A 23,666-nucleotide genomic window follows, 5' to 3' on the forward strand; every position below is an offset into this window, starting at 1 on the left:
TAAATAAGTCAAAGTTATAACATTATGAGTATTTAAGCTGATGTTAGTCTGTAATTACAATTATATCAATTTAACTTATTGCAAAAGTGTTAACCTATTTATCGCTATAGGTTAGCTCAAGGATTGAATACAAGATGCTGAATCTAATACAAAAGTATGAAGGATTAATTTTCGACATGGACGGAACGTTAATCGATACCATGCCCGCCCACCTAGAAGCGTGGCAACAAACATCAGATTACTTTAATTTCCCATTTACTAAAGCGTGGTTACATAGTTTAGGCGGAATGCCGAGTTATAAAATTGCGATAGAAATCAATAAAGAGCATCATCTTTCTCTCGACCCAACTGAAGTCTCGAAATTTAAAATGCGCTGTTTTTCAGAAATCGAAAATAAAGGAGAGGTGATCGCTTGTACCAAGGTAGTACTAGAACACTTTCATGGAAAGAAAAAACTTGCGGTCGGTACGGGAAGCCAACGCAAAAGTGCACTTGCACTGCTGAAACAAACCGAGTTACTGCCTAAGCTCGATGCTGTCGTTACCGCTACCGATGTTGCAAATCACAAACCAAACCCTGATACATTTCTCGAGGCAGCGAGACAACTGGGTGTTAGCGCAAACTCATGTATCGTTTTTGAGGATACTGAACTTGGCAAGCGCGCTGCACATTCAGGAGGGATGGACTGCATTATGGTCGAAGGTGATCAACTGGTTTTCTATCCGTGTCCCAGTTCAAAGTAAGTGCGATCAAAAAAGCCGCATAACGCGGCTTTAATATGATTAACGATCCCAGTACGCTTCTTCTAAGCTATCTTCACGCTCAGGCAATGCGCGCCCTAATCGAGGAGAGTGCTGCGTGAGAACTTCGTAGCTAACACGGTTTGCGTACTTACAAATCTGTGAAAGAGAAGAGTAGGTTAAGTACGGCTGATCGTGTTTAGATGAATTAGGGACATTCATCAAGTGATGGCTGTTTGCCGCCATATCATGCAGAAGTGCAGAAAGCGCTGCGTCACCCGCACCATTTGTGTTTTTAATTTCAAGTGGGCCACCCAAATAAGGACCGATATGAGAATAAACTTTCAATGGTGTTTGGCAGTCGGTTTTGCGCATTGCTCGGCTAAACTCATACTTGTTAAATTCAGGTATGTTACCCGGTAATAAAGGGAGCTCTGTGTCGCGCTTAACGCTGTCTTCCGTGTAACCCGCCATATAAAGGCCTGAAGGACCTGCTGTGCAGAGCACCAAGTCAACCCAATCTAACGCTTTGTCAGCGGCCAATAGTGGATCGGACTCACCAGTCAGAGCTTCACCTTCCTCTTCGTTCATCGCAACGATGGAAATGTTCTCTTTGATGTACTCTTGCCACCATTTAGCGTTACCTTCAATGACCCATTTTGTACCCAGTGTTAGAACCACAGGCACATTCTTGCTTTTAGCGATTTCAATTGCGCGCGCTACGGCTTTTGGCATTGGGTCTTCAGGCTTACCGCGCATAAGGTAAGACGAGACAACAAGCGCAGATGCTTTGTCAAACACATCATCAGGAATGCTTTCAGGGCGTAGGTTGTTCATTTCGCCTTCGTTGATGGCAAACGTACGCTCACCGTCATCTGAAATCAGCGTGTAACAACGGCCAATCGAACCTTCTACCATTTGTAGGTGGTTTAAGTTCATGCGAGAAGAAGTACGGCACAAGTAACGATAAGCAAACGAACCGACTTCGATATTGCGTGACATAACGCCTAACAACACTGATTTGCTATCTGCTAGTACAGAGTAGTTGTGTAGGGTGTTACCTATGGTGTCACCAGGGTATTGATGAGTGATTAAGCCACGCTCAACCAGTTCGTCATAGAGTGCATCAGCTTTACTCTCTTCCAAAACGAGAGAGTGCCCTTTACTCAAGTCATATTTCGCTAGGAACTCATCGTTTACACGAGCTTCGATATCAACGATGGTTTGACCCACACCAACAATAATCGGGCGATAAAGCTTAGGGGTTTGCTTCATCTGATTTATTAATGGATCACGAGCGTGTGTAGGAAAGTAGTGCTTTGATTTGCGCTGTCCAGGAAATTTCATTTTGAGGTATGAGTTGGAAATTTTGCCGCATCATATCACAAAGGTTAAGGATTGCTTTCACTTTTATTACATAGAAGAGTGCCAAACTTTAGAGTTTGGCACTTGATTGTTCTATTTATCAGCAGTGAATGTACCGAACGCTTTTGTTCCCCAAAGTGGAACCGTAGACAAGCTATGTTTGAAGCTACCAGAGGTTTCTTTTGTAGAATAAGACAGGTACATAATTGTCTGGTTTTCGACGTCTAAAATTCGGCGAATCTTCATGCTTTTGAAGAAGATACTTTTTGATTTTTTGAAGACAACTTCCCCTGAATCCGATTTGTCGATCTGAGCGATCATCTCTGGCGTAATTTCACCAGTTTGACGGCAGGAGATAGAGCTGTCACTTGGGTCAGCTAGGCTGAAATCCGCTTCAATCGACGCAACGTGACAGGTCACACCCGTTACAATGGGATCTTGCATGTGATTGAGTTTGATATCTTTCATTGTAAAAAGGCCAAGACTAACATCACCAACTTCACCGCTATCACAAGCTGAAAGGGAAAGAGCAAGAATTGAAGCCACTGTAATCTTTTTTATCATAACGAAGTTCATCCTAAACAAAGGGTTGATTTCTGAGTGACGACTCTATCATGTGCCGTCTATGCTCTTAGCATATCAGCTTTCGATGTGATACCGAATAGCCAAGAAAACACTTGTTTACACGTGTGCTTACCGATAAGCTGACGCAAAATATCGACACAAGTTATTCAAATGAAAGTATCCGGCATAGAAATCGCTAAAACGAAAAATAATTGGTTGTCAGAACAGATAGATGTCCAATATCCAACCAAAGAGAGTTTAGCAGGTCGTTCGTTATACTTGTCTACAGCCGCTCAATCGTCAGTCGTCCCATTAGATACCGCAGTGAGTGCTGATATTGGTTTGACTAGCGATGACCTATTTCTTGTCGATTTTCATCGCCTAACAGTCATGTTTGCGTTGTTGCAATCTAAACGTTGGGAGCAGCAAAGCGAACAAGAACTGATTGTCGAGTTTCTTACTCAAATCATCTACTCTGATCCCTGTACTTTGTACCTCGCTTTTAAAGAAGGGGAGCCAGTTGGAGCGGCAATCCTAACCCAAGTGGATAATCAGTTACTGGTGTCGGACGTCGTGTTAACACAAAATCAAACTTTGGCTAATAAGCACGCGTTTTCTTTATTGTTGGTCAACAAGTTGAATGTTAACTCAAGTGAATATAGTGACGTCTATCTAGAAATCTAATGATTACTAAATGCGACGTGCATTCAATATGTTAGTCTGTGGCATCTCCATCGTTATAAGAATCTTTCATCTTGCTGTTGCGTCGGTTTGTCTATTTACTCATTGCGGTCTGCACTCCTTCCGCTTTTGCTCACGTTGAGCATTGGCAACCTAAACATGTACTCATCATCCACTCTTATGAGCCCTCATACCAATGGACAACTCAGTTCCAACAAGGTATTGAGCGGATTACCAATCAGTATCCAGAACCCGTTAAACTCTCAATAGAGTACTTAGACACCAAGCGCATTACTTCTCAAACTTATCTTGATGCATTTAAGCAGTACTTTGCGATTAAATACGATAACTACCATTTTGATGCGGTTCTTCTTACCGACGACAATGCTCAGAGACTCGTTAGTCGCTGGTCCCCCAATCCATTTGCTGGCCTTCCTATCATTGCCGGTGGCGTCAACGATTTCTCTGCATCTCTCGATCATGTTACCGACAAGGCTAAGATTCTCTATGAACGCGATGACATTCAAGGAACGTTAAACTTCCTCGACTCGTTAAATCAAAACTGGGAAAACCTTTATTTGTTGACTGACTCGAGTCACACGGCGAGCTTGATCAAAACCGCGTTTGAGCAGGAACTCGAGACCAGTCGTCTAGCTGATATTCCGTTTACGATTGTGGAGGGGAAAAGCCTTGAAAACACGGCGCAATGGCTGACGACATTGGGTAAAACAGATGCGGTGATACTTTCACACTACAATACAGAGGTCGACAAAGGTCACTACTACAGTTACGAACAAATCGCGCATACCCTCGCGGAAAAAAGTGCTGCACCTATTTTTGTTTTCTGGGAGTTCTACATCAATCACGGTGTGGTTGGGGGCGTGGTCAACCGACCAGAGGATATCGGTGAGCAAATGGCTGTAGAGTTGGCTCGCTCTCTTTCGATTGATATGTCTGGCCTTGATATCGCACATTCCGGATCTCGGCCTGTGGTCGAATATCAAGCATTCATAAAACATAACCTTGATCAAGAACTCCTACCAGATGACGTGATACTACTAAACCCGCCAAAAAGCTATGTTAGAGATAACATCGAAACGATTGGGTATTCATTAGTCTCGTTCTTCTGTTTACTCGCGGTCATCATTAACCAATCTCGAACGATCAATCAAAAGAGAGAGCTCAATTTAAAGAGTCGTAAGATCGTTGAGTTGCAAAAGAAAACCATGCAAGTGCAGAAAGAAATGATACATGTTCTCGGAGAGGCAATAGAAACGCGCTCTGGGGAGACAGGAAACCACGTAAAGCGAGTTGCAAAGCTATCCGCACACTTGGGGAAACTTGCTGGGTTGACTCATCGCGAAATTGAAATGCTTGAAGTTGTCAGTCCGATGCATGACGTCGGCAAGATCTCTATCCCGGAGGCGATTCTCGATAAACCGGGCAAGTTGACTGCTGACGAATGGGAAGTAATGAAAACGCATACTCATGCCGGTTACAACTTACTTAGCAGCTCCAAAGGGGAGATGTTTAAGATGGCGGCAATCATTGCGTATCAGCATCATGAAAAGTGGGATGGTACTGGTTATCCGAATGGCCTATCTGACCAACAAATTCATATTTTTGCACGAATCACAGCCATTGCCGATGTCTTCGATGCCCTCCTGAGTGTGCGCTGTTACAAACGCGCTTGGACAAACGAAGAAGTCAAAGCACACTTTATTCATCAGGCGGGTAAAGAGTTTGACCCAGAGTTAACGTCTCTTTTAATCGAGCACTATTCAGAATTTACTGCGATACGACATTGCTATCCAGACGCCGTAAAAGAGCAATTATCTATCGCGGTGTAACTTTGTTCAATTAACCCCAAACAGTGACTCACCATTGAATTTTTATATTCAATGGTGCGCTTATTCAGATTCTGTTAAGCCAATCATGCGAACTTACCTCTTCTCGCTTATTATTTCTCATGGCGAATTAAGAAGGTAATAATAATGACAAAACCTCAAATTAAATGTGTAATTTTCGATTGTGACGGCACGCTTGTCGACAGTGAGCGTTTGTGCTGTGAAGCGTTGTGCCAAGCGTTCAACCATTTTGGCGCAAAGTTATCGATGGAGGATGCCATCCGTCACTTTGAAGGGGGAAAGCTGGCCGACATTTTATCAATGACGAAGCAACGTCTCGGTGTAAAAGTGTCTATTGATAAGCTCGAGCCCGTCTATAGAGATTACTTAGATGGACTATTTGATGCGCAGTTAGAGCCAATGGAAGGTGTGTTTGATGTGCTCGACTACTTCGATACGAGAGGGATAGAGTATTGTGTTGCCTCGAATGGACCAAGAGTCAAAATCGAACGAGCACTTGAGCTGACGGGGTTGTTGCCTCAATTCAAGGGTAAAATATTCTCAGCGTTTGATACTAACAGTTGGAAACCCGAGCCCGATTTGGTGATGTACAGCGCGATGAATATGGGCTTTCGACTTGAAGAGTGTATGTATGTTGACGATACACCAAAAGGCCTAGAAGCAGGGGTTAGAGCGGGCGTTAAAACGGTCCATTTAATTGGTATCAATGAACGCGCTCATGAACTGAACATTGAAAAAATTCGCCATTTAAAAGAGTTAGAACAGTGTGTTTAAAATTAAAGGCCACGTAAATTGTGGCCTTTAAACAAAAATTAGTGATAAGCGTGATGGGTGGCGACTCGATTTAACCGTTGATGGATCAACAGCTGCACATGAGGTTGATGAACTACTATTTTATCGACGTCTTCGAAAAAAGAGCCACATTCAGCACAGAGAAATTTGTTCGTATTAGATAGTAAATATTCATCACTGCCGCAAAGTGGGCAGCAAAGCGTCTCTTCATTATTAGGTTTGGTCATTGTGAGTTACTCCTGCAGCAAAAGAGCAAACTAAGGTTGCTAGTTATTCTTTCTATTATGGTTATCTAAACTACTAGTCTTAAAACTTACTAGCTATTCTATTTTAGTCTAACGTACAGTTTGGTATTTCTGACGGGTAGTGGTTTGTCCAAATAATGGGAAGCAATTCACTATTAAACGGTAAAATCCTATAAATCGAATCAATAGGAATTTCATTATTAAGCTTCAACATGCTGTGCTACTAACTTGACCAACAATTCAACACCCTCTTTCCAGTTCCGATATAAACTAAGGTTGGCAACACTAATACGAAAGTAGTGCTGGTATTGCCCCGAAGTGCCAAATACTGAGCCAGGCAAAATACTCACTTTATTGGCTTTGCATTCTCGATATAAAGCAAAGCAATCAGTTTGCTCAGGAAGCTGAATCCATAAAAGAAATGAACCAGAAACAGGAACGACTCGATAACGGCCTTTCAGTTTTGGATATTGACTCGCGCTTTGATGGAACTCATTCAAAAACTGCTTAACATTGCTCTGATAAAGGCGAGTCATCCTTGTAAGGTGCGCCTTGTACTTTCCCGAACTTAGAAACGTTCCGACGGCGGACTGCATCAAATTTAAGCTCCCCATGTTGTCGCAAAGCAGGAGTTTTTCGATCGTTTGTCGATACTGACCAGCGAGCATCCAACCAATTCTCAGTCGCGAATCTAGGTTTTTGGACAATGAATTCACGTAGATGACACGTTGCTCTGTGTCTAGTGAGCGAATGCTGGGCAACTGAGGTTGGTAGCTCAAACAGCCAAACACGTCATCTTCAATGATTGGAATCGTAGAAGGGGTCGTAAGTATGTCGCGCCGGGCATTGAGAGGCATCAAGGAGCCGGTGGGATTAGCAAAATTGGGTGTCACAATAATGGCTCGAATGTCCCAACGGGCAATGGCCTCTTTTAATGCGTTAATTTTAATACCATCACGTGGGCAACTCGGAATCTCAACCGCTTGCAAGCCCAGAGACTCAAGGAGCAATAAAGTGCCGAAGTAGCAAGGGGATTCAACGGCGATGATATCTCCGGGTTGGGTCGTTGCTCGTAACGCTAAACTGATCGCTTGTTGTGCACCATGGGTGACTAGCAACTCGTTGATTGGCGCGGGTGTACCTAGTTCTTGAGTTAACTTCGCCAGTTGTTTTACGAGCAATGGTTCACCGGGAGGCAACTGATAATGACTGACAATGTTTGCTTGTTGACGACTCTGTCTGCCAATTTCAGCATATAGTGACCGAATGGCGGGTGCCTCAATACAAGGGTGAGCTGAGCCTGTCGGCAAGAGCTCCTTGTAATCAGGATACGATAGAATTTCTTTGCATACACCCAACAAATCTACCTCAGACGGCGCGACCGTTTCTATCTTCTCTTCTATTGATGCAAGCACTCGGTAGCCCGACTTAGAGACAGCCTCAAGGACGCCAATCGCTTCAAGCTCTTGATAGGCACGTATCACAGTGTTTTTGCTCACAGACAGTCGTTCACTAAGCCGCCTGATCGAAGGGAGCTTGTCTCCACTTTGGAATACGCCTGATTCGATGGCATTTCGCAGATAGTCAATAACACTCTGATATTTGCTTTGCTTCGCTCCGTATAAATCTGTACCCATAAAACTCAACCAAACTGTCACTATTAAAAGAATGTGTACCCATTACATTAGCAACTTCAGTCAATAAAAAACAATGTTAGTGTGAGTTTATGTTTATCAGGATGGTTCCCTTTGTATTCGTTGTGTTGTGGGCTTCAGGATTTGTCGGCGCTCGGTTAGGGCTGCAATATGCAGAACCGGCGACGTTACTTACGATAAGGATGCTCGCCAATGTCGCGCTATTTGCCTTGATTGTTATTTTTCTCCGCCGCCGCGTGCCAACAGGGGCAGGTTTTTGGCATGCTTTCGTTGTTGGCGTGCTGATCCACGGTTTCTACCTAGGAGGGAGTTATGTGGCTATAGGGCTCGGAATGCCTTCAGGTTTGTGTTCTTTGCTCGTTGGTACACAACCTATCGTGACGGCTGTATTGTTAGTTAGCTTTGCCAATCAACACTTTTCAAAAGCTCAGTGGTTTGGATTGGCGCTCGGGTTTCTTGGAATTTCACTGGTCTTACTCGGCAAAATGGAGTGGCAATCTGACACAGATAAAGTTCTAGCGGTTGGGGTGAGTGTATTTGCTTTAATTGGCATTACATTGGGTACGTTATATCAGAAACGGTACTGTCACGACCTTGATATGGTGGGGAGTGCGCTGGTTCAGTACTTTGCCGCGTTGCTTCTATTTTTGCCTTATGCCCTGATGTTCGAGACCATGACGGTTCAATGGGAAGTTGAATTTGTGCTGACACTCGGATGGCTAGTTATAGTCTTGTCTTGTGCCGCAGTGTTGCTGCTCTTATATATGGTAAAACATGGCGCGGCGTCGAGTGTTGCATCTGTTTTCTACCTAGTGCCACCAGTGACCGCAATTCAAGCTTGGTTGATGTTTGGTGAGTCGTTGGATGCGATGGGAATACTTGGATTTATACTAGCAGCGTTTGCGGTCTATTTGGTTACTCAGCGTGGTCATAAACCGAGCGAGCAGCCAGTTCTAAGAGAGTGCGGCACCAAATAGCGAATGAAAAACGCCTGCTGTGAGCAGGCGTTTGGTATTAAGTGCGTTTTGCTAGGTAGGCTTCGTAATCTGGCACTTCGATATCGACTTCTTTTTCCATCAGCTCAGAGGAAAACAAGAACTTCGCCGAAGCTCTGTTTGTCGCAACGGGGATGTTCCACACGCTGGCGATACGAAGTAGGGCTTTTACATCTGGATCGTGAGGTACGGCGTTTAGTGGATCCCAGAAGAAAATCAGCACGTCGATTTTCCCTTCGGAGATTAGCGCACCGAGTTGTTGGTCGCCGCCCATGGGACCGCTAATCATCGATTTAATAGCCAAGCCCGTTTCTTTGCTTAACATAGAGCCAGTCGTGCCGGTCGCGTACAAAAAGTGGCGTTGTAACTTTTCTTTGTTTTCGTTAACCCAGCGCAATAGTTCCGACTTGCAGTTGTCATGGGCAACCAGAGCGACATGTTTGTGTGCAGGGATGGTACGAATTGTCTTTTTCATTCAGACTTCCTAATTGTTCTCGTTATAGACATAAAATGTAGGGCGATATTCTGAAGGTGACAGCGATTGTGCAATCACCTGGCGATTAAGTTTGTTTGGTGTTAATGCTTCAATGATTGGCGCTTCGTTGTGTTTGTATGGTTCGCCATTGAGATAAGCAATAGCCTGACGGACGGAAAGGCGTCCTTGTTCGACCATTTTATCAGTTGGAGCGAATTCGACGCGTGATCGCAGCAAACCACGGTAAACACCATGACTTAAATAAGTCGAGACCAAACCAATTTGATCCGATTTGTTTACGCTACGTAGTTCACTGATGGCGGCCTCGATCGCTACCGCACTGCCAACAATATAGTCCAGGTCGTCGTGCTCGATCGCTTGTTGTACTAGGTTACGCTGTAACTCTTTGTCGTTATCTGCCCATAGCGTATCCACGATCTGCAAATCGCTGTCCTTAATCGCTGAGTAAAAACCTCTGATGACTGGCTTGGTACCACCGCTAGATTTAGGGCCGGGAAGCAAAACGATGTTTGTTTCTCCTGAGCCCTTCGGGTGCTTTTGACTGAGGTATTCGCCAGTGTAAAACCCCATCCAATACCAATCAACACCGACCTCACCTTTTAGCACAGTACGATTAAAATCGTCGAGTACTAACTGGTTTACGGTAGCAAAAACCGGAATTGAGCCAGTGTATTGGCGCAAAGAGTCATAGTATAGGTCCGGCGCAACCGTTCCTAGAATAATGGCATCCGCATCCCAGCGTACGCACAGTTGCAAATGTTCTTTTTGCTTCTCCAAGTTCAAATATCCGCCCGCCTCAAGGACACGCAAATCGACATTGTTGATTCTTGATTCATCGACCATCCCGTAATTAACGGACAGCCAATAAGAATCTTTAAGGTGAGGGTAGATTGCGCAGATTTTTAGCTGATCTTCCGCTTGAGCGCCAACGCTAAATAAACCGCTGATCAACAGGCCGGTTGGAAAAAGGAGCTTAGTCACGGAGGAGATCAAAGACATAGTGCATTTCATTGGAAAATGGAGGTTAAACACTGCAGAATATAGCGCATTCTATCAGACTTAAAAAGTGAAGTATCTCGATGTTATTAGCAAAGGCCAGTATCGGACGTAAGCTGCTGTTTGCGTTTTTGGCTATGGCATTGCTGGTTCTGATATCAGCGTTGATCGGTGTGTTTGGCTTTAGCTCAGTCGCGAAAACAGAACGTAACGTCGTCAATACTGCCATTCCTTCAATGCTTGAAGCTCGGCAAGTTTCGGAGTTGAGCTCACGCATTATCTCTTCAGTGCAAGGGCTAGCCAATGCAAAGACAGAGCAGCAAAGGCAAGCATCGGGAAAAGAGTTGTTTTCGCAACTGGAAACGCTATTAAGCCACATCAAACAGCTCGGGTCTGACTCTTTTGATTCCAAATTACTCACCAAACTCGAAAGCGACGTTCAACATGTTATCGATACACTTGCCCAACTCGGCATTGTGGTGGAAAAGCGTCTGTTTATTGCAGACGATCTGCTCGTCCGAACGGAAGAGCTTCGTCAACTTGCATCAGAGCTCGAACAACTGACTCGCACTCAAGTCGCGAATACGTCAACCATCGCAGTTGCCAACGTTACTCACATCTATGACCTATTGGAGCAGCAACAAATCGATACTGCGTATCAAGCGTTAGATACGCTAGTTGAAGTCGATTTGGATTTGGCAGAACGCCTGCATGAGCTTCATCTGTTGGCGTTTAAGATGCTGAATCATATTGAAGAAGTTCGCACAATTTCTGATTTAGCGCGTATTCACACGATCCGAGAAGAATTTACCAATAACTTACAGATCATGAAACGACGTGTCAGGGCGGTAGAAGATCCGACTCGTTCTATTCAAATGTCGGATCTACTGAGCAAATTAGAGCAGCGTGAAGTTGTGTTTGATGTACTTCAGCAGCGCAACAGCAACGAAAAAGCCGCTCAACAGCTCATGCAAGATACTTTAAACCAGTTTTCTGAGCTTAACGCAACGGTAAGCCGTTTAGTTGATGAATCCAACGTTGCGACCACAAGAGCCGTCGATGAATTAAAAACCACTCTCGACTACGCACAATTTACACTGACCATTATTACTGTGTTGGGCATGCTGATTGTGGTGCTGATCGTCTGGCGAGTGGTGTATGTTCAAGTAGTCAAACGTTTAGCGGAATACTCATCAGCGCTTTCTTCTATCGCACAAGGACAACTCAAAGTTGACGTTACGGTGAAGGGAAATGACGAGCTCGCTCATATGGGGCAAGCGATCATCACCGCTAGAAACACCGCTCAAGCGCTGAAAGTCGTTGCCGAGAGTGAAGTAAAAGCCAAGCGCGAGTTAGAAGAGCACAAAGAGCACCTCGAAGAGCTGGTCACAGAGCGTACCCATCAGTTACAAAAAGCCAATGCTCGACTCAATGAAGAGGTGCTCAATCACGCTCAAGCACGACTTCAGGCAGAACAAGCAAGCAGAGCGAAATCGGCATTTCTTGCGACCATGAGTCACGAAATTCGTACCCCGATGAATGGGGTACTCGGCACGGCACGGTTACTTAAAGACGAAGGGCTAAACAGCCAGCAAAGCCGTTATGTCGACGTCATCAACCGTAGCGGTTCCACTTTGTTAGCCATTTTGAACGATGTTCTCGACTACTCGAAAATCGAAGCGGGACATTTAGAAATTCGAACCAAGGACTTTAACCTCAAAGCGATGGTGGAAGACGTTGAACAACTGCTCAGTGGGCGAGCGGCAGAAAAACAACTCGAATTGAGCGCTTTGATTGAATCTGACGTCACGACGTTTTGGAAAGGGGATGTGACTCGTATCAGTCAGGTGCTTAATAATTTGGTCGGCAACTCCATTAAATTCACAGATTCGGGTCACGTCGATATATACGTCGCCAATGATCCAGAGCGTGCGGGGCACGTTTTATTTGAAGTTTCAGATTCAGGGATTGGTATTTCCCCTGAAGAGCAAAAAAACTTGTTTGATGCGTTTACGCAAGCTTCGGGTGGTTTGTCATCTAAAGGCGGAACAGGGCTCGGTTTGGCCATCAGCAAAAAGATAGTCGAAGCGATGGGCGGAGAGTTGCAAGTCGAGTCTGATTTGGGGAAAGGCAGCCGTTTTTGGTTTAGTATCCCTTTGGAAGTGGGCAACGAAGTCGAAGCCATTGATGCAACAACTCATTGCGACCTTATCGCTAAAGTACTGCTTGTTGAAGATAACCCTGTGAACTGCCTAGTGGCGGAAGGCTTTTTGGCAAGCCTTGGCCACGAAGTTGAAACAGCAATTGATGGGAAATCAGCGAAACAGTGTTTCGAGCAGCAACAGTACGACATTGTCTTGCTCGATATTAATTTACCTGATTGCAACGGTGTCGAGTTGATGAATGAGTTGCGAGTACTTGACGATACATCGACGCCAATGGTTGCGGTGTCAGCACACGTATTCAATGAGGAAGTAGAAAGCTATCTTGCTGCGGGGTTTGATGGTTATTTGCCAAAACCTCTCGATAAAGATGAGTTGTGTGCACTGATCCAGAATTGTCTTGAGGGTAAGTCGTTAATTCTTCCCCAAGACAAAAAAGACAAGGAGAAAAACGTGACAAGCACAACCATCATTGAACGTAAGGTGTTTGAGTCAGATTTAGCGGTGTTGGGTGAAACTAAGATGGCAGAGATTGTCGACCTTTTTGCCGTTGGTAGCGACGAGATTTTGCAAGCTATTCGCACAGCAGCTGACCTTGACGATGAGTATCAGGTAAAACAATTGGCTCACAAGCTGAAGGGATCTGCGGGCAGTTTAGGACTCATTGCATTGTTTGAGCTTTGCCAATCTATAGAGAAAGACAATCAACCACTAACTTGCTATCTTGAACATCGCGTCCGCTTGGAAGAGCTCACACAGCAGTCGAGACAGGCACTAGAATCGCTAATTAACTAAGGAAACCTCATGCTACTCATTGAATCCTCTAATCTCATAATGCGCTCAATTCAGGAGTCTGATTGGAGTTTGTTTGAGCGCCTACACCAAGATGAAGAGGTGATTAAGTACGCATTTGATAAGCCGTCAAAAGAGGAAATCCGCGCGCGTTTTAACAGCCGACTCCCATTATGGCGTTGGGGTAGCCAGCATTGGCTTTGTTTGGTGATTAAAGACAAAGTATCGGGTAATACTGTCGGAGTAACTGGGCTATGTCACTCTGAGACCAAAACTGAATGCGTTGAAGTTGGATACCTGCTTCTGCCTGAGTTTCATGGGAAAGGTATGGGGACGGAATCTTTATTTGCTTTAGTGAAATACGCGAAACAGCATTTCCCGATAGAAACCTTCAATGCGATCGTGACAGATGGCAATATTGCGTCTTGCAAAGTACTTGAGAAAGTCGGTTTTCAACTTAAAGAACGAGAGCCAAATGCCTATACCATCGGCGGCATTGAATACGATGACCTAATTTATCGCTATGAGGTGTAGAGATTATCGATAGCTTTCAGCCAGAGCTGACAGCGTGAGTAATATCTGAGCCGTATAGTAGGTCACCATGATTACGTGACGAGAAAACGCCGAGCTGCTGCGAAATCTATCAACCGCCAGCACCACATCAGAGATAATAAACACTAACGCGCCCATCGCGGCGTATCCTGCAAACGGGTTACGTACATCAATCCACACTTCAATGGCGCCCCAAGCCATCAAAAGAATGGCAACCGAGTAGACAGCGACCGGCGCTCGCATCTTATCAAGGGTTGGTAATAACAGCAGGTAGATAATTAAACCAAGGCTAAACAGTATCGCTGGCACCCAATGTGTTAAATGCTCATCTGCTTGGCTAAAAAACGCGTAACCATACACAAGGTGCGCGACAAAAAAGCTCACTAAGCCGGGCAAAAACTTGTCTTTGGGGTGCATTAGGAACAAGTCGCCAATTGCGCTAACGAGCAGACCTAAGGCAATAAGAAATGAGTAATCTGAGTAGGAATCACTACTTTGATAGGCTAGCGCTGACATTAAAACAACGGGCATTGCCTTCGAAACGTAAAACAGCCAACGATTTTTGTGCTCAATACTCCAAATGTGTATCACACATAAACTGACAATCACAAACCACATAAGACCAACTCAAAAAGAAAAGCAGCATATTGATGCTGCTTTTAGGGTAAGTGGAGTGACCGCTCTAAGCAATAGCTTGCTCTAAGATTTGTCGACTTTCTTCTAGGCCAATCTGCTGGTGCTCGCCAAGTTTGGTCATGCCATGTTCAGATAATTGAGTAACAACAGCGTCAACAGCTTGAGCTTTGGTGGACTCATAATCACTAAACTGCGTATCCACGTTCATTGATGCGTAGAATTGCTCAATCGCGTCAATGGTTTTCTCGGCAAGATCTTCGCTGTGCTGCAAACCAAAGACATTGATTCCCATTTGCTCTAGTTTGGCGCGTTTTGTTTCGATTTGGTGCCTTAGTAGCGAAGGTTGAACAATCGCCAATGAACGCGCATGGTCAACGCCCCACAGCGCTGTCATTTCGTGGCCGATCATGTGTGTTGCCCAATCTTGAGGTACACCAGAACCAATCAGACCGTTTAACGCTTGGTTCGCTGACCACATTAGATTGGCACGCCATTGGTCATTGTCACGCTGATCAAATGAATCACCCAGTGACTTGAGCGTTTTCAATAATGTTTCTGCGTAGCCATCTTGAACCATCGCATCATGTTGACTTGTCAGGTATTGCTCACAAACGTGGACCCACGCGTCGACAATGCCGTTTAAGAGCTGTTTTTCTGGCAGCGTTTTCATCACATCCGGATCCAACACCGCAAACTTTGGCTGTACAAACGGTGACAGGAAGGCAAGTTTCGTGTGTGTTTCCGCTTTGGTGATGACAGCGCCCATATTTGACTCAGAACCTGTCGCTGGCAACGTCAGGATAGCGCCCAAGGAAACTGCACTCGATACTTGATATTGGCCAGTTAAGATATCCCAGCCGTCACCATCATAGTGAGACGCTGCCGCAACGTATTTAGAACCATCAATCACGGAGCCACCACCGACTGCGAGAATGAAATCAATACGCTTTTCTTTTACGATTGCGACCGCTTTATCTAGCGTTTCTTTCGTCGGGTTCGGTTCAACGCCCGAGAACTCATACCATTCGTAGTCAGCAAGTGTTTTCGTCACTTGGTCGTAAACGCCATTACGTTTGATTGAACCACCGCCATAAATCACTAAAACTTTGGCGTCATTTGGAAGAGGTTGGGTAATTGAAGAGATTTGACCTTGACCAAAAAAGATCTGTGTTGGATTCGCATAAGAAAATTGCATATCAGTGCCTCTTGTCTAGGAGTTATCTTTATTTGTTTTGCCTGTCTATGCATATTAGTGTGAAAGGGGGCATTGCAATAGGTGAAATTCTCTAGATTTATTGCCTATTTCTATAAATCTGTTACCTTGGCGTTCTACACGAGGGCGGAATAATGAAATTAGCGACGTTGATGCAAACTTACGTTGACCTTCACGATTTGAACAATCTTGAGGGGATTCATCACACTGACATTGAAGGCGTGTGGTTCTATCGCAGTAGTAAAGGCAACGCACGTCAGCCATTTGTCTATCAGTCTGGCGTAATCGTGCTGGGGCAAGGGCACAAGAATATCTACATTGGTAATCAGCCCGTTGCTTATGGTCCTGAAGATTATCTGGTTGTCGGCGTTCCCATGCCATTAGAGTGTGAAGCACTAGCGACAGATGGAGAGCCACTTCTCGGACTTTCCATCGACATCGATTTGCAGATGCTGCACCGTCAAGTTGCACGGTTAGAGAAACTGGGATTTAGACCTTCGCAATCCCAACAAACCGATAACTTGGGTTTGAAGTCAGTGTCGATGGACAAAGGTATGCTCGACACTTGTATTCGCGTCATGAGCGCACTTTGCGATCCGTATGAATCGAAAATACTGGGTGACTGCCTCAAAGAAGAGTTGGTTTATCGGGCATTACAAAGTGCAGAAGGACATGTGCTGTTCAACTTGGCAGGCTACGACGGTCACTATGCCAGAGTGGCGAGGGCGTTAGAAAAAGTCCACGAGGAATACGCGGAAAACTTAACTGTGCAGTCGTTGGCAGAAGTGGCAAACATGAGCACATCAGCTTTCCATCATGCTTTTAGGGAGGTCACGCTCGAGACACCCATTCAGTACATTAAAAAAGTACGCTTAAACAAAGCAAAAGAGTTGATTCAGTTAGAAGGAAAAAAGGTCAACGATGCGGCAAGACTAGTGGGTTACAACAGCAGTTCCCAATTTTCGCGTGAGTACAAACGCCACTTTAACCAAACACCAAAAGGTTTAAAACTCGCAAGTTAAAAGGGGAAAGATGTCTTTACATAATTACTGTTTTTATATGAATAAGAATTATTCATAATAGCTTGCAGTAAATCAAAAGGATTAACAGATCTCATTGATAATTACTACATACCCCTATAGGAGATCTAGTCACTCTCCTCGATAAATAAGCCTCTTTGCGAGCCAGCTCAGAGGCTTATTTTTTTGTTTATAAAATAAATCAAAATTTGGTTATTGATGCAAAATAAGTAACAAATCGTTGCAACAAATGTACATCCATTTGCGAGACAATTGGGAATATAACCTTTTTCTAGGTGTGATTTTCGCAGTGTTATCTATGGTTATTTCGGAAAGAGTTTTAAGTTCCTGCTCGATATGCAGAGAATTTAATACGTTGAAACAATAACTTAAGGATACAACTTTATGCACCTGTCAAAAGGAAATGCGAGTAGACGTGTGTTCACATTGAGCACGTTAAGCGCGTCTTGCCTGATTGCGTTCAATAGCTATGCGGCGGTGGATTGTAGTGCGTTACCCAACTGGGATAGCACTTCAGTTTATAATGGCGGCGACCAAGTACAACACGTAAACGAAGCGTACCAAGCGAACTATTGGACACAAGGCAATAACCCTTCTGAAACCGCAGGACCTTGGGGTTTCTGGAAATCACTAGGAAGTTGTGACGGCGGTGTAGTTGTCAATGAACCTCCTGTTGTTTCACTAACCGCACCATTAGCGACAGACTCCATTACAGAAGGCGCCGTGATCTCACTGGCTGCATCTGCAAGTGATAGTGATGGTTCTGTTGCTCGTGTTGAGTTTCAAGTTGATGGCGTTGTCGTAGGTAACGCAACTAGTGCACCATACACCGTTGATTGGACGGCAACGGCAGGCAACCACAGCGTAAGCGCTACCGCTTTTGATGATCAAGGTGAAGCAAGCGTGGTAAGCACAACAGCAATTACTGTAGATGCTTCGCAGCCTGGTAACCTTGCCCCAACCGTTGATGTGACACTTTCATCCGCTAACGTAGAAGTTGGTAGTGTGGTCACTCTGACAGCGAACGCAGCAGATAGCGATGGCTCAGTGGATAAAGTAGATTTCTACGTTGCAGGTCAATTGGTTGGCACAACAGTAACACCGCCTTATACGCTAGACTACACGACAACGGCTGCGGGTACTCTATCCGTTTATGCGAAAGCGACGGATAACCTTGGTAAATCAACAAACTCGACAGCGGTTGCCCTCAAAGTAACTGGTTTACCAACGGCTGCAAATTGTCGTCCAGACGGCTTGTATCAAACTGAAGGCGTTAACGTCCCTTACTGTACGATCTACGATGAAGAAGGACGCGAGCAAATGGGCGCAGATCACCCTCGCCGCGTAATTGGTTACTTCACGAGTTGGCGTGCGGGCGATGACCCTCAAGCGGCCTACCTAGTTAAAGATATTCCTTGGGAGCAGTTGACTCATATTAACTACGCCTTCGTCGGTGTTGGGCCAGATGGCAAAGTTAATCTAGGTGATGTGAGCGATCCGAACAACGCCGCTACGGGCAAAGAGTGGGCAGGGGTAGATATTGACCCAACACTAGGCTTTAAAGGCCACTTCGGTGCACTTGCGACTTACAAAGAGCGCTATGGCGTTAAGACACTCATTTCAATCGGTGGATGGGCTGAAACAGGTGGCCACTTTGGCGCAGATGGTAACCGCGTAGCTGATGGCGGATTCTACACCATGACAACCAACGCGGATGGCTCGATCAACCACGCGGGGATTGAAAAGTTTGCAGCGTCTGCAGTAGAGATGATGCGTACATACAAGTTTGACGGTTTGGATATTGATTACGAATACCCAACTTCAATGGCTGGCGCGGGCAACCCTTATGACAAAGCATTCATGGAACCTCGTCGTCCATATTTGTGGGCATCTTATCAGGAACTGATGAAAGTACTTCGTGAGAAGCTCGATGCCGCATCGGCTCAAGACGGCGTTCACTACATGCTAACGATTGCTGCACCTTCTTCTGGTTACCTGCTACGCGGAATGGAAACGTTTGATGTAACCAAATACTTGGATTACGTCAACATCATGTCTTATGACCTGCACGGTGCGTGGAATGATCACGTAGGCCACAACGCCGCGTTGTTCGATACAGGTGAAGACTCTGAGTTGGCGCAATGGAATGTATATAACACCGCTGCATACGGAGGTATAGGTTATCTAAACACTGACTGGGCTTACCACTACTTTAGAGGCTCTATGCCTGCTGGGCGTATCAACATTGGTGTCCCATATTATACTCGTGGTTGGCAAGGTGTAACTGGCGGAACCAATGGTTTGTGGGGCAGAGCAGCGCTACCGAATCAATCTCAATGTCCTGAAGGTACAGGTGAAGGCGAGAAGAACAACTGCGGTAACGGCGCAATTGGTATCGATAACATGTGGCACGACACTGACCCTAAAGGAAATGAAATGGGGGCAGGTTCAGGACCAATGTGGCATGCGAAAAACCTAGAGCATGGCATTTGGGGTACATACACTGATGCTTACAAACTTGATCCGGTCAATGATCCTAGCGATCGCTTAGTTGGCACATATGTACGTAACTACGACAGTGTTGCTGTCGCTCCTTGGCTTTGGAATGCTGAGAAGTCTGTGTTCCTCTCTACGGAAGACGAAGCATCAGTTAACGTAAAAGCAGACTATGTCATCGACAAAGAAATCGGCGGCATCATGTTCTGGGAGCTGGCGGGCGACTATAACTGTTACGTGCTAGATGCAAATGGCCAGCGCACGTCAGTCGATGTGACTGAACAGGCTTGTGCGACCGGTAATGGTGAATACCATATGGGTAACACCATGACAAAAGCCATCTACGACAAGTTCAAGTCAGCGACTCCATATGGTAATAAGATTGCGACGGGCGCAGTTCCGACCGAAGCGGTTGATATTTCAGTATCAGTTGGTGGCTTTAAAGTCGGAGATCAAAACTATCCGATTAACCCGAAAGTGACGTTTACTAACAACACAGGGCAAGCGATTCCTGGTGGTACTGAATTCCAGTTTGATATTCCAGTATCGGCACCAGACAATGCTAAAGATCAGTCGGGCGGTGGCTTAACGGTTATTGCATCAGGTCATACACGTGCAAACAATATTGGTGGCCTTGATGGAACAATGCACAGAGTCGCGTTTAGCTTACCTTCATGGAAAGAGCTACCTGCGGGCGGCACTTACGAGCTCGATATGGTTTACTACTTACCAATTTCAGGTCCTGCAAACTATACCGTCAATATTAACGGTGTGGATTACGCCTTTAAGTTCGAGCAACCAGACCTTCCACTAGCTGACTTAGGCTCAGGTAATGGCGGTAACACGGGTGGCGATACCGGGGGTGATAACGGCGGTAACACTGGCTCGGGCACAGTGACGGCATGGGAACCAGGTACAACCAAAGCGGTTAACGGCGAAACCTACAGCTATAACGGTAAGTGCTTTGTAGCCAAAAACAGCCCGGGAAGCTGGGAGTCTCCAACTCAATCAAATTGGTTCTGGGACGAGGTACCGTGTCCACAATAACCAACATTAACTAAACGAAAGCCTTGGCGTAAACCAAGGCTTTTTTCGTTTTCGTTGTCCTAGAATTGATAGCTTTCTGGCACAACGACTACACCGGATTCAGAAACATGAAAACGCTTCGCGTCCTCGACTTGATTGAGTCCTATTTCAGTATTGGGCGGAATCTTTACGTGTTTATCGATGATACAGTTGACGAGTTTGCACCCTTCACCAACCTCCACATCATCAAACAAAATGCTGTCTACAATGGTCGCACTATCGTGGATCTTCACATTGGAGGAGATAACGCTATGTTGCACCGAGCCGCCTGAGTTAACAACGCCGTTTGCGATCATTGAATTGATGAAAATCCCTTCATTTCCGGTAGCCGAAGAGACAGTACGAGCTGGTGGAAATTGAGGTTCATACGTACGAATGCCCCAATTCGATTGATAGAGGTTCATCGGTGGAATCGGCTCTAATAGATCCATATTCGCTTGATAAAAAGAGTCGATTGTTCCCACATCGCGCCAGTAACAGTCTTTTGCAACACGCCCTCTGTCTTGGCAGAAGTTATAACCGTAAACGCACTGTTTATCGATAAGTGTTGGAATGATGTCTTTACCAAAATCGTGCGATGACGCTTCATTCTGAGCATCTTCTAATAGCGCTTCTTGCAGCGTCTCGCGCTCAAAAATATAGATGCCCATCGAAACTAAGCTGCGACTGTCGTTAGTCGGCATCGAAGGCGGATCAACGGGCTTTTCAATAAATGAGTCGACTTGATGGTTTGAATCACACGACAGAACGCCAAACGCAGACGCTTCTTCTCTGGGAACATCCATACACGCAATGGTCAGTTTTGCTTCGTTGGCAATGTGATCTTTGAGCATCTCTGCATAATCCATGCGATAAATATGGTCACCCGATAACACAATCACATGCTTGGCGTCGCTGCGCTCTAACAGCCATAAATTGTGATAGATGGCGTCAGCTGTTCCTTCATACCATTTGCCGCCACCACGCATTTGCGGAGGGACGACAGTGACAAATTCCCCTAACTCAGGATTGAAAATAGACCAACCGTCACGGAGATGTTTTTGTAGTGAATGAGATTTGTACTGGGTGAGGACAAGTATCTGACGAAGCCCAGAGTGCAGACAATTGGTTAATGTAAAATCGATGATTCGATACTTACCGCCAAACGGTACAGCAGGTTTTGCGCGATGATCAGTGAGAGGGCTAAGCCTTGAGCCCATTCCACCGGCTAAGATAATTGTGAGCGTGTCTTGCATTCTGTTCTCCATAACGGTGCAAAGTGATCCATATGGATATGAGTACAAGAAACACGCCAAATTTTAAGCTGATGATTTAAATGAGATAAGTACGAAAGCAACGACAAGCCTGAGTTAAATTGGTGCAGGCATTTTTCTAATGTGCACCAAAATTAAGCAATGGAGTCGGACTCGACCACTGACAAAATGTTCACTTGATTGCGCCCAAGCGTTTTCGATTCGTAGAGAGCAATATCGGCACGTTTGTAACTGTTGCCTGCTGTCGGACCAATTTCTGTAATACCGCCGCTGATTGTGATGTTGAGAGAGGTTTCAATATGAATCGCAGTTCGAACGCGGTTAATCACGATTTCTGCTTCATTGAGTGGGGTATGAGGCATGATAATCGCAAATTCTTCACCGCCGATCCGGGCAACGACATCCGTCTCTCGCAGGTGGTTAGTTAAGATGCGCGCAACTTCTTTGATGGTCACATCGCCTTTGTCATGTCCGTATGTGTCGTTGATGCGTTTAAAGTGGTCAATATCGAGCAGAGCCAGTGTCGCCGTTTCGCTGTTTGGATACCGTTTCGTTTTTAATGACAGCGATGACATCTCAGCATCAAACTTACGACGATTCCACAGCCCCGTCAGCGGGTCTCGCTCACTGAGCTCTCTTAATCGGTTTTCCAGTTCTTTACGGTGGGTAATATCAATAAATGACGCCACGTAAAACTGAATCACATTGTGTTTATCTTTGACCGTTTGAATGCGTAGAATTTCCGTAATTTTTGAACCATCACGACGCTTATTGACCACTTCACCTTCCCAGATTCCATGGAGCTCAAGCTCTTTCCACATCTCCATATAAAATTCTTGATTGTGTTTGCCTGAAGCAAATGTCGAAGGCTGTTTGCCGATAACGTCTTCTAACTCATAACCACTGACTCGGGTAAATTCTTCATTAACTTGGATAATGCGGTTGTTGTGGTCAGTTATGACCATCGCCGACATACCATTCATTGCAGCTCGGGCAATTTTACTCGCCATGCTGTTTTTCTCATGGTTGTAGTTCCAAGTGACGAAACCAAGGGTTATCAAAAAAATAATGACAAAAAGGAAAGTTGCTTGAATCGCTAAGTTGATCTCCGCATTTCTGGTGATATCTGACATGGCATTGGCATCCGAACGAATAACAAAGATCACCTTGTTTACGGTATTGCCATGAGAGAGCTCTGCTTTTGAGTATGAAATCCAAGTATCGCCCTCTCTATCAGTCCCAGAATTCGTGGTTTTAATTTTGGACCAGATAGTAGGGTATTGGTTGGCCAGATTCGATTCTCGATGCTCTTTAATCACGTTACCGAAGATAGGGTCGCCAGTGTTGGTCAGCAAATAGAAACCATCTTGATCAAGAATGCTTGGTAAGTTAGCGCTGTTTCTTTTGTAAGACAGTGCTTTATAAATGCGCGGTAAATCCAAATTGGCAATGAAATACCCCTGAACGGCGCCATTCAGCGCGACAGGAATGATGATCCGATATGCGGGTTTCAAAGGCATTACGTATTTTCCATGCTCCTGCTGTAAATCGATGCCATAAACGCCCAGCTCACCGGGACGCAGCGTTTGAGCATAATGGAAGTAATCGCGATCGCCTTTGTATTGGAGACGCTCTTCATTAACGATTTCAGACACTCGCTCACTGCTGTTTATCCTTATCAGCTCTTGACCTTGGGTGTCGAGAAAACGCAGGTGCGCGTATACGCCCTGAGTTTGAGTGACTAACAGCCAAAACTCTTTAAGTGCATTGAGGTTAGACTCCGTTGGTGAAACGATCGCTTGATTGAATAGACCATTTGAAGCGAGTGAACGCAAAGACGTATTTATCTTGGTTAAAGTCACTTGCAACTCAGCTTTCGAGTATTCGAGTTTATTTCGATTACTCTGCTCAACGGCGACTGCTGCGGTATCATGGATTTTTTGACTTTCGCTGTAGAAATAGAGCGAGGGGACGATGGCAAGTGCGCAAAAAGTAACGAAAAACTGAAGTACTAACTTATAGCGAGAAGATAACATTGC

Annotated in this window: 18 protein-coding genes; 9 read left to right on the plus strand and 9 right to left on the minus strand. The window is 45.1% G+C overall.

Translation table 11 applies throughout. From position 1 onward, the window contains the following. Positions 1–134 precede the first annotated feature (134 nt). Positions 135–743: a beta-phosphoglucomutase family hydrolase gene (locus RJ47_RS00725; protein WP_039480475.1), complete on the plus strand. Its 609-nt coding sequence runs from the start codon at positions 135–137 to the stop codon at positions 741–743. Positions 744–782: 39 nt separating this feature from the next. Here RJ47_RS00725 and RJ47_RS00730 read toward each other — a convergent pair whose 3' ends face one another. Both RJ47_RS00730 and RJ47_RS00735 read right to left on the minus strand, forming a co-directional pair. Beyond that, entirely contained in the window at positions 783–2,087 is a 1,305-nt protein-coding gene (locus RJ47_RS00730; protein WP_039480478.1) for an inosine/guanosine kinase, read from the minus strand. 111 nt (positions 2,088–2,198) lie between these two features. Continuing rightward, positions 2,199–2,669, minus strand: coding sequence for a CreA family protein (locus RJ47_RS00735; protein WP_005471353.1), 471 nt, complete (start codon positions 2,667–2,669; stop codon positions 2,199–2,201). A gap of 171 nt (positions 2,670–2,840) precedes the next feature. On the opposite strand from RJ47_RS00735, the gene RJ47_RS00740 reads away from it, so the two are divergent. From RJ47_RS00740 to RJ47_RS00750, 3 genes are all read left to right on the plus strand, one after another. Beyond that, positions 2,841–3,353, plus strand: a complete 513-nt coding sequence (locus RJ47_RS00740) for a hypothetical protein (RefSeq protein ID WP_005471220.1) — start codon at positions 2,841–2,843, stop codon at positions 3,351–3,353. Between the two features lie 71 nt (positions 3,354–3,424). Further along, positions 3,425–5,200, plus strand: coding sequence for an HD domain-containing phosphohydrolase (locus RJ47_RS00745; protein WP_231565921.1), 1,776 nt, complete (start codon positions 3,425–3,427; stop codon positions 5,198–5,200). A gap of 144 nt (positions 5,201–5,344) precedes the next feature. Then, positions 5,345–5,992, plus strand: coding sequence for an HAD-IA family hydrolase (locus RJ47_RS00750; RefSeq protein ID WP_039480482.1), 648 nt, complete (start codon positions 5,345–5,347; stop codon positions 5,990–5,992). Between the two features lie 463 nt (positions 5,993–6,455). Here the strand turns inward: RJ47_RS00750 and RJ47_RS00760 are convergent, their stop codons facing one another. Next, positions 6,456–7,892 (minus strand): PLP-dependent aminotransferase family protein, encoded by a 1,437-nt coding sequence (locus tag RJ47_RS00760; protein ID WP_039480485.1) that lies wholly within the window; start codon positions 7,890–7,892, stop codon positions 6,456–6,458. 89 nt (positions 7,893–7,981) lie between these two features. Between RJ47_RS00760 and RJ47_RS00765 the strand changes: the two genes are divergently transcribed. Beyond that, positions 7,982–8,887: a DMT family transporter gene (locus RJ47_RS00765; protein ID WP_039480488.1), complete on the plus strand. Its 906-nt coding sequence runs from the start codon at positions 7,982–7,984 to the stop codon at positions 8,885–8,887. A 37-nt stretch (positions 8,888–8,924) separates the two neighbouring features. On the opposite strand, the gene RJ47_RS00770 is transcribed toward RJ47_RS00765, so the two are convergent. Together RJ47_RS00770 and torT are read right to left on the minus strand one after the other, a co-directional pair. Next, positions 8,925–9,380 (minus strand): methylglyoxal synthase, encoded by a 456-nt coding sequence (locus tag RJ47_RS00770; protein ID WP_039480491.1) that lies wholly within the window; start codon positions 9,378–9,380, stop codon positions 8,925–8,927. Positions 9,381–9,389: 9 nt separating this feature from the next. Further along, on the minus strand, positions 9,390–10,400 hold the full coding sequence (torT, locus tag RJ47_RS00775; RefSeq protein ID WP_039480494.1) for a TMAO reductase system periplasmic protein TorT: 1,011 nt from the start codon (positions 10,398–10,400) through the stop codon (positions 9,390–9,392). Between the two features lie 80 nt (positions 10,401–10,480). Here torT and torS point away from each other — a divergent pair, with 80 nt between their 5' ends. Next, the gene (gene torS, locus RJ47_RS00780; RefSeq protein WP_039480497.1) at positions 10,481–13,354 is read left to right on the plus strand and encodes a TMAO reductase system sensor histidine kinase/response regulator TorS; all 2,874 of its coding nucleotides are present in this window, start codon (positions 10,481–10,483) and stop codon (positions 13,352–13,354) included. Positions 13,355–13,363: 9 nt separating this feature from the next. Further along, entirely contained in the window at positions 13,364–13,885 is a 522-nt protein-coding gene (locus RJ47_RS00785; RefSeq protein ID WP_039480500.1) for a GNAT family N-acetyltransferase, read from the plus strand. Positions 13,886–13,888: 3 nt separating this feature from the next. Here RJ47_RS00785 and RJ47_RS00790 read toward each other — a convergent pair whose 3' ends face one another. Beyond that, a complete protein-coding gene (locus RJ47_RS00790) occupies positions 13,889–14,521 on the minus strand; it encodes a lysoplasmalogenase (RefSeq protein ID WP_039480503.1) in 633 nt (210 codons plus the stop codon). Between the two features lie 64 nt (positions 14,522–14,585). Continuing rightward, positions 14,586–15,734 (minus strand): iron-containing alcohol dehydrogenase, encoded by a 1,149-nt coding sequence (locus tag RJ47_RS00795; protein WP_039480506.1) that lies wholly within the window; start codon positions 15,732–15,734, stop codon positions 14,586–14,588. A 152-nt stretch (positions 15,735–15,886) separates the two neighbouring features. Here RJ47_RS00795 and RJ47_RS00800 point away from each other — a divergent pair, with 152 nt between their 5' ends. Beyond that, positions 15,887–16,774, plus strand: coding sequence for an AraC family transcriptional regulator (locus tag RJ47_RS00800; protein ID WP_039480509.1), 888 nt, complete (start codon positions 15,887–15,889; stop codon positions 16,772–16,774). 402 nt (positions 16,775–17,176) lie between these two features. After that, a complete protein-coding gene (locus RJ47_RS00805) occupies positions 17,177–20,335 on the plus strand; it encodes a chitinase C-terminal domain-containing protein (protein ID WP_039480512.1) in 3,159 nt (1,052 codons plus the stop codon). A 59-nt stretch (positions 20,336–20,394) separates the two neighbouring features. Here the strand turns inward: RJ47_RS00805 and glgC are convergent, their stop codons facing one another. Both glgC and RJ47_RS00815 read right to left on the minus strand, forming a co-directional pair. Further along, the gene (gene glgC, locus RJ47_RS00810) at positions 20,395–21,621 is read right to left on the minus strand and encodes a glucose-1-phosphate adenylyltransferase (protein WP_269410297.1); all 1,227 of its coding nucleotides are present in this window, start codon (positions 21,619–21,621) and stop codon (positions 20,395–20,397) included. Positions 21,622–21,761: 140 nt separating this feature from the next. Next, a complete protein-coding gene (locus tag RJ47_RS00815) occupies positions 21,762–23,663 on the minus strand; it encodes a diguanylate cyclase (RefSeq protein WP_039480518.1) in 1,902 nt (633 codons plus the stop codon). Between the last annotated feature and the right edge of the window lie 3 nt (positions 23,664–23,666).

Origin of the sequence: Vibrio sinaloensis, assembly GCF_000808535.1 — a bacterium.
Classification (GTDB): Bacteria; Pseudomonadota; Gammaproteobacteria; order Enterobacterales; family Vibrionaceae; genus Vibrio; species Vibrio sinaloensis_D.

Excerpts from the sequence above, each read along its gene's own strand:
- RJ47_RS00725 (WP_039480475.1), top strand. The coding sequence starts at position 135 with ATGCTGAATCTAATACAAAAGTATGAAGGATTAATTTTCGACATGGAC.
- RJ47_RS00740 (WP_005471220.1), top strand. The coding sequence starts at position 2,841 with ATGAAAGTATCCGGCATAGAAATCGCTAAAACGAAAAATAATTGGTTG.
- RJ47_RS00735 (WP_005471353.1), bottom strand. The coding sequence starts at position 2,669 with ATGATAAAAAAGATTACAGTGGCTTCAATTCTTGCTCTTTCCCTTTCA.
- RJ47_RS00750 (WP_039480482.1), top strand. The coding sequence starts at position 5,345 with ATGACAAAACCTCAAATTAAATGTGTAATTTTCGATTGTGACGGCACG.
- RJ47_RS00760 (WP_039480485.1), bottom strand. The coding sequence starts at position 7,892 with ATGGGTACAGATTTATACGGAGCGAAGCAAAGCAAATATCAGAGTGTT.
- RJ47_RS00770 (WP_039480491.1), bottom strand. The coding sequence starts at position 9,380 with ATGAAAAAGACAATTCGTACCATCCCTGCACACAAACATGTCGCTCTG.
- RJ47_RS00815 (WP_039480518.1), bottom strand. The coding sequence starts at position 23,663 with ATGTTATCTTCTCGCTATAAGTTAGTACTTCAGTTTTTCGTTACTTTT.
- RJ47_RS00730 (WP_039480478.1), bottom strand. The coding sequence starts at position 2,087 with ATGAAATTTCCTGGACAGCGCAAATCAAAGCACTACTTTCCTACACAC.
- RJ47_RS00765 (WP_039480488.1), top strand. The coding sequence starts at position 7,982 with ATGTTTATCAGGATGGTTCCCTTTGTATTCGTTGTGTTGTGGGCTTCA.
- RJ47_RS00790 (WP_039480503.1), bottom strand. The coding sequence starts at position 14,521 with ATGTGGTTTGTGATTGTCAGTTTATGTGTGATACACATTTGGAGTATT.
- RJ47_RS00805 (WP_039480512.1), top strand. The coding sequence starts at position 17,177 with ATGCACCTGTCAAAAGGAAATGCGAGTAGACGTGTGTTCACATTGAGC.
- RJ47_RS00800 (WP_039480509.1), top strand. The coding sequence starts at position 15,887 with ATGAAATTAGCGACGTTGATGCAAACTTACGTTGACCTTCACGATTTG.
- RJ47_RS00795 (WP_039480506.1), bottom strand. The coding sequence starts at position 15,734 with ATGCAATTTTCTTATGCGAATCCAACACAGATCTTTTTTGGTCAAGGT.
- torS (WP_039480497.1), top strand. The coding sequence starts at position 10,481 with ATGTTATTAGCAAAGGCCAGTATCGGACGTAAGCTGCTGTTTGCGTTT.
- RJ47_RS00785 (WP_039480500.1), top strand. The coding sequence starts at position 13,364 with ATGCTACTCATTGAATCCTCTAATCTCATAATGCGCTCAATTCAGGAG.
- torT (WP_039480494.1), bottom strand. The coding sequence starts at position 10,400 with ATGTCTTTGATCTCCTCCGTGACTAAGCTCCTTTTTCCAACCGGCCTG.
- glgC (WP_269410297.1), bottom strand. The coding sequence starts at position 21,621 with ATGGAGAACAGAATGCAAGACACGCTCACAATTATCTTAGCCGGTGGA.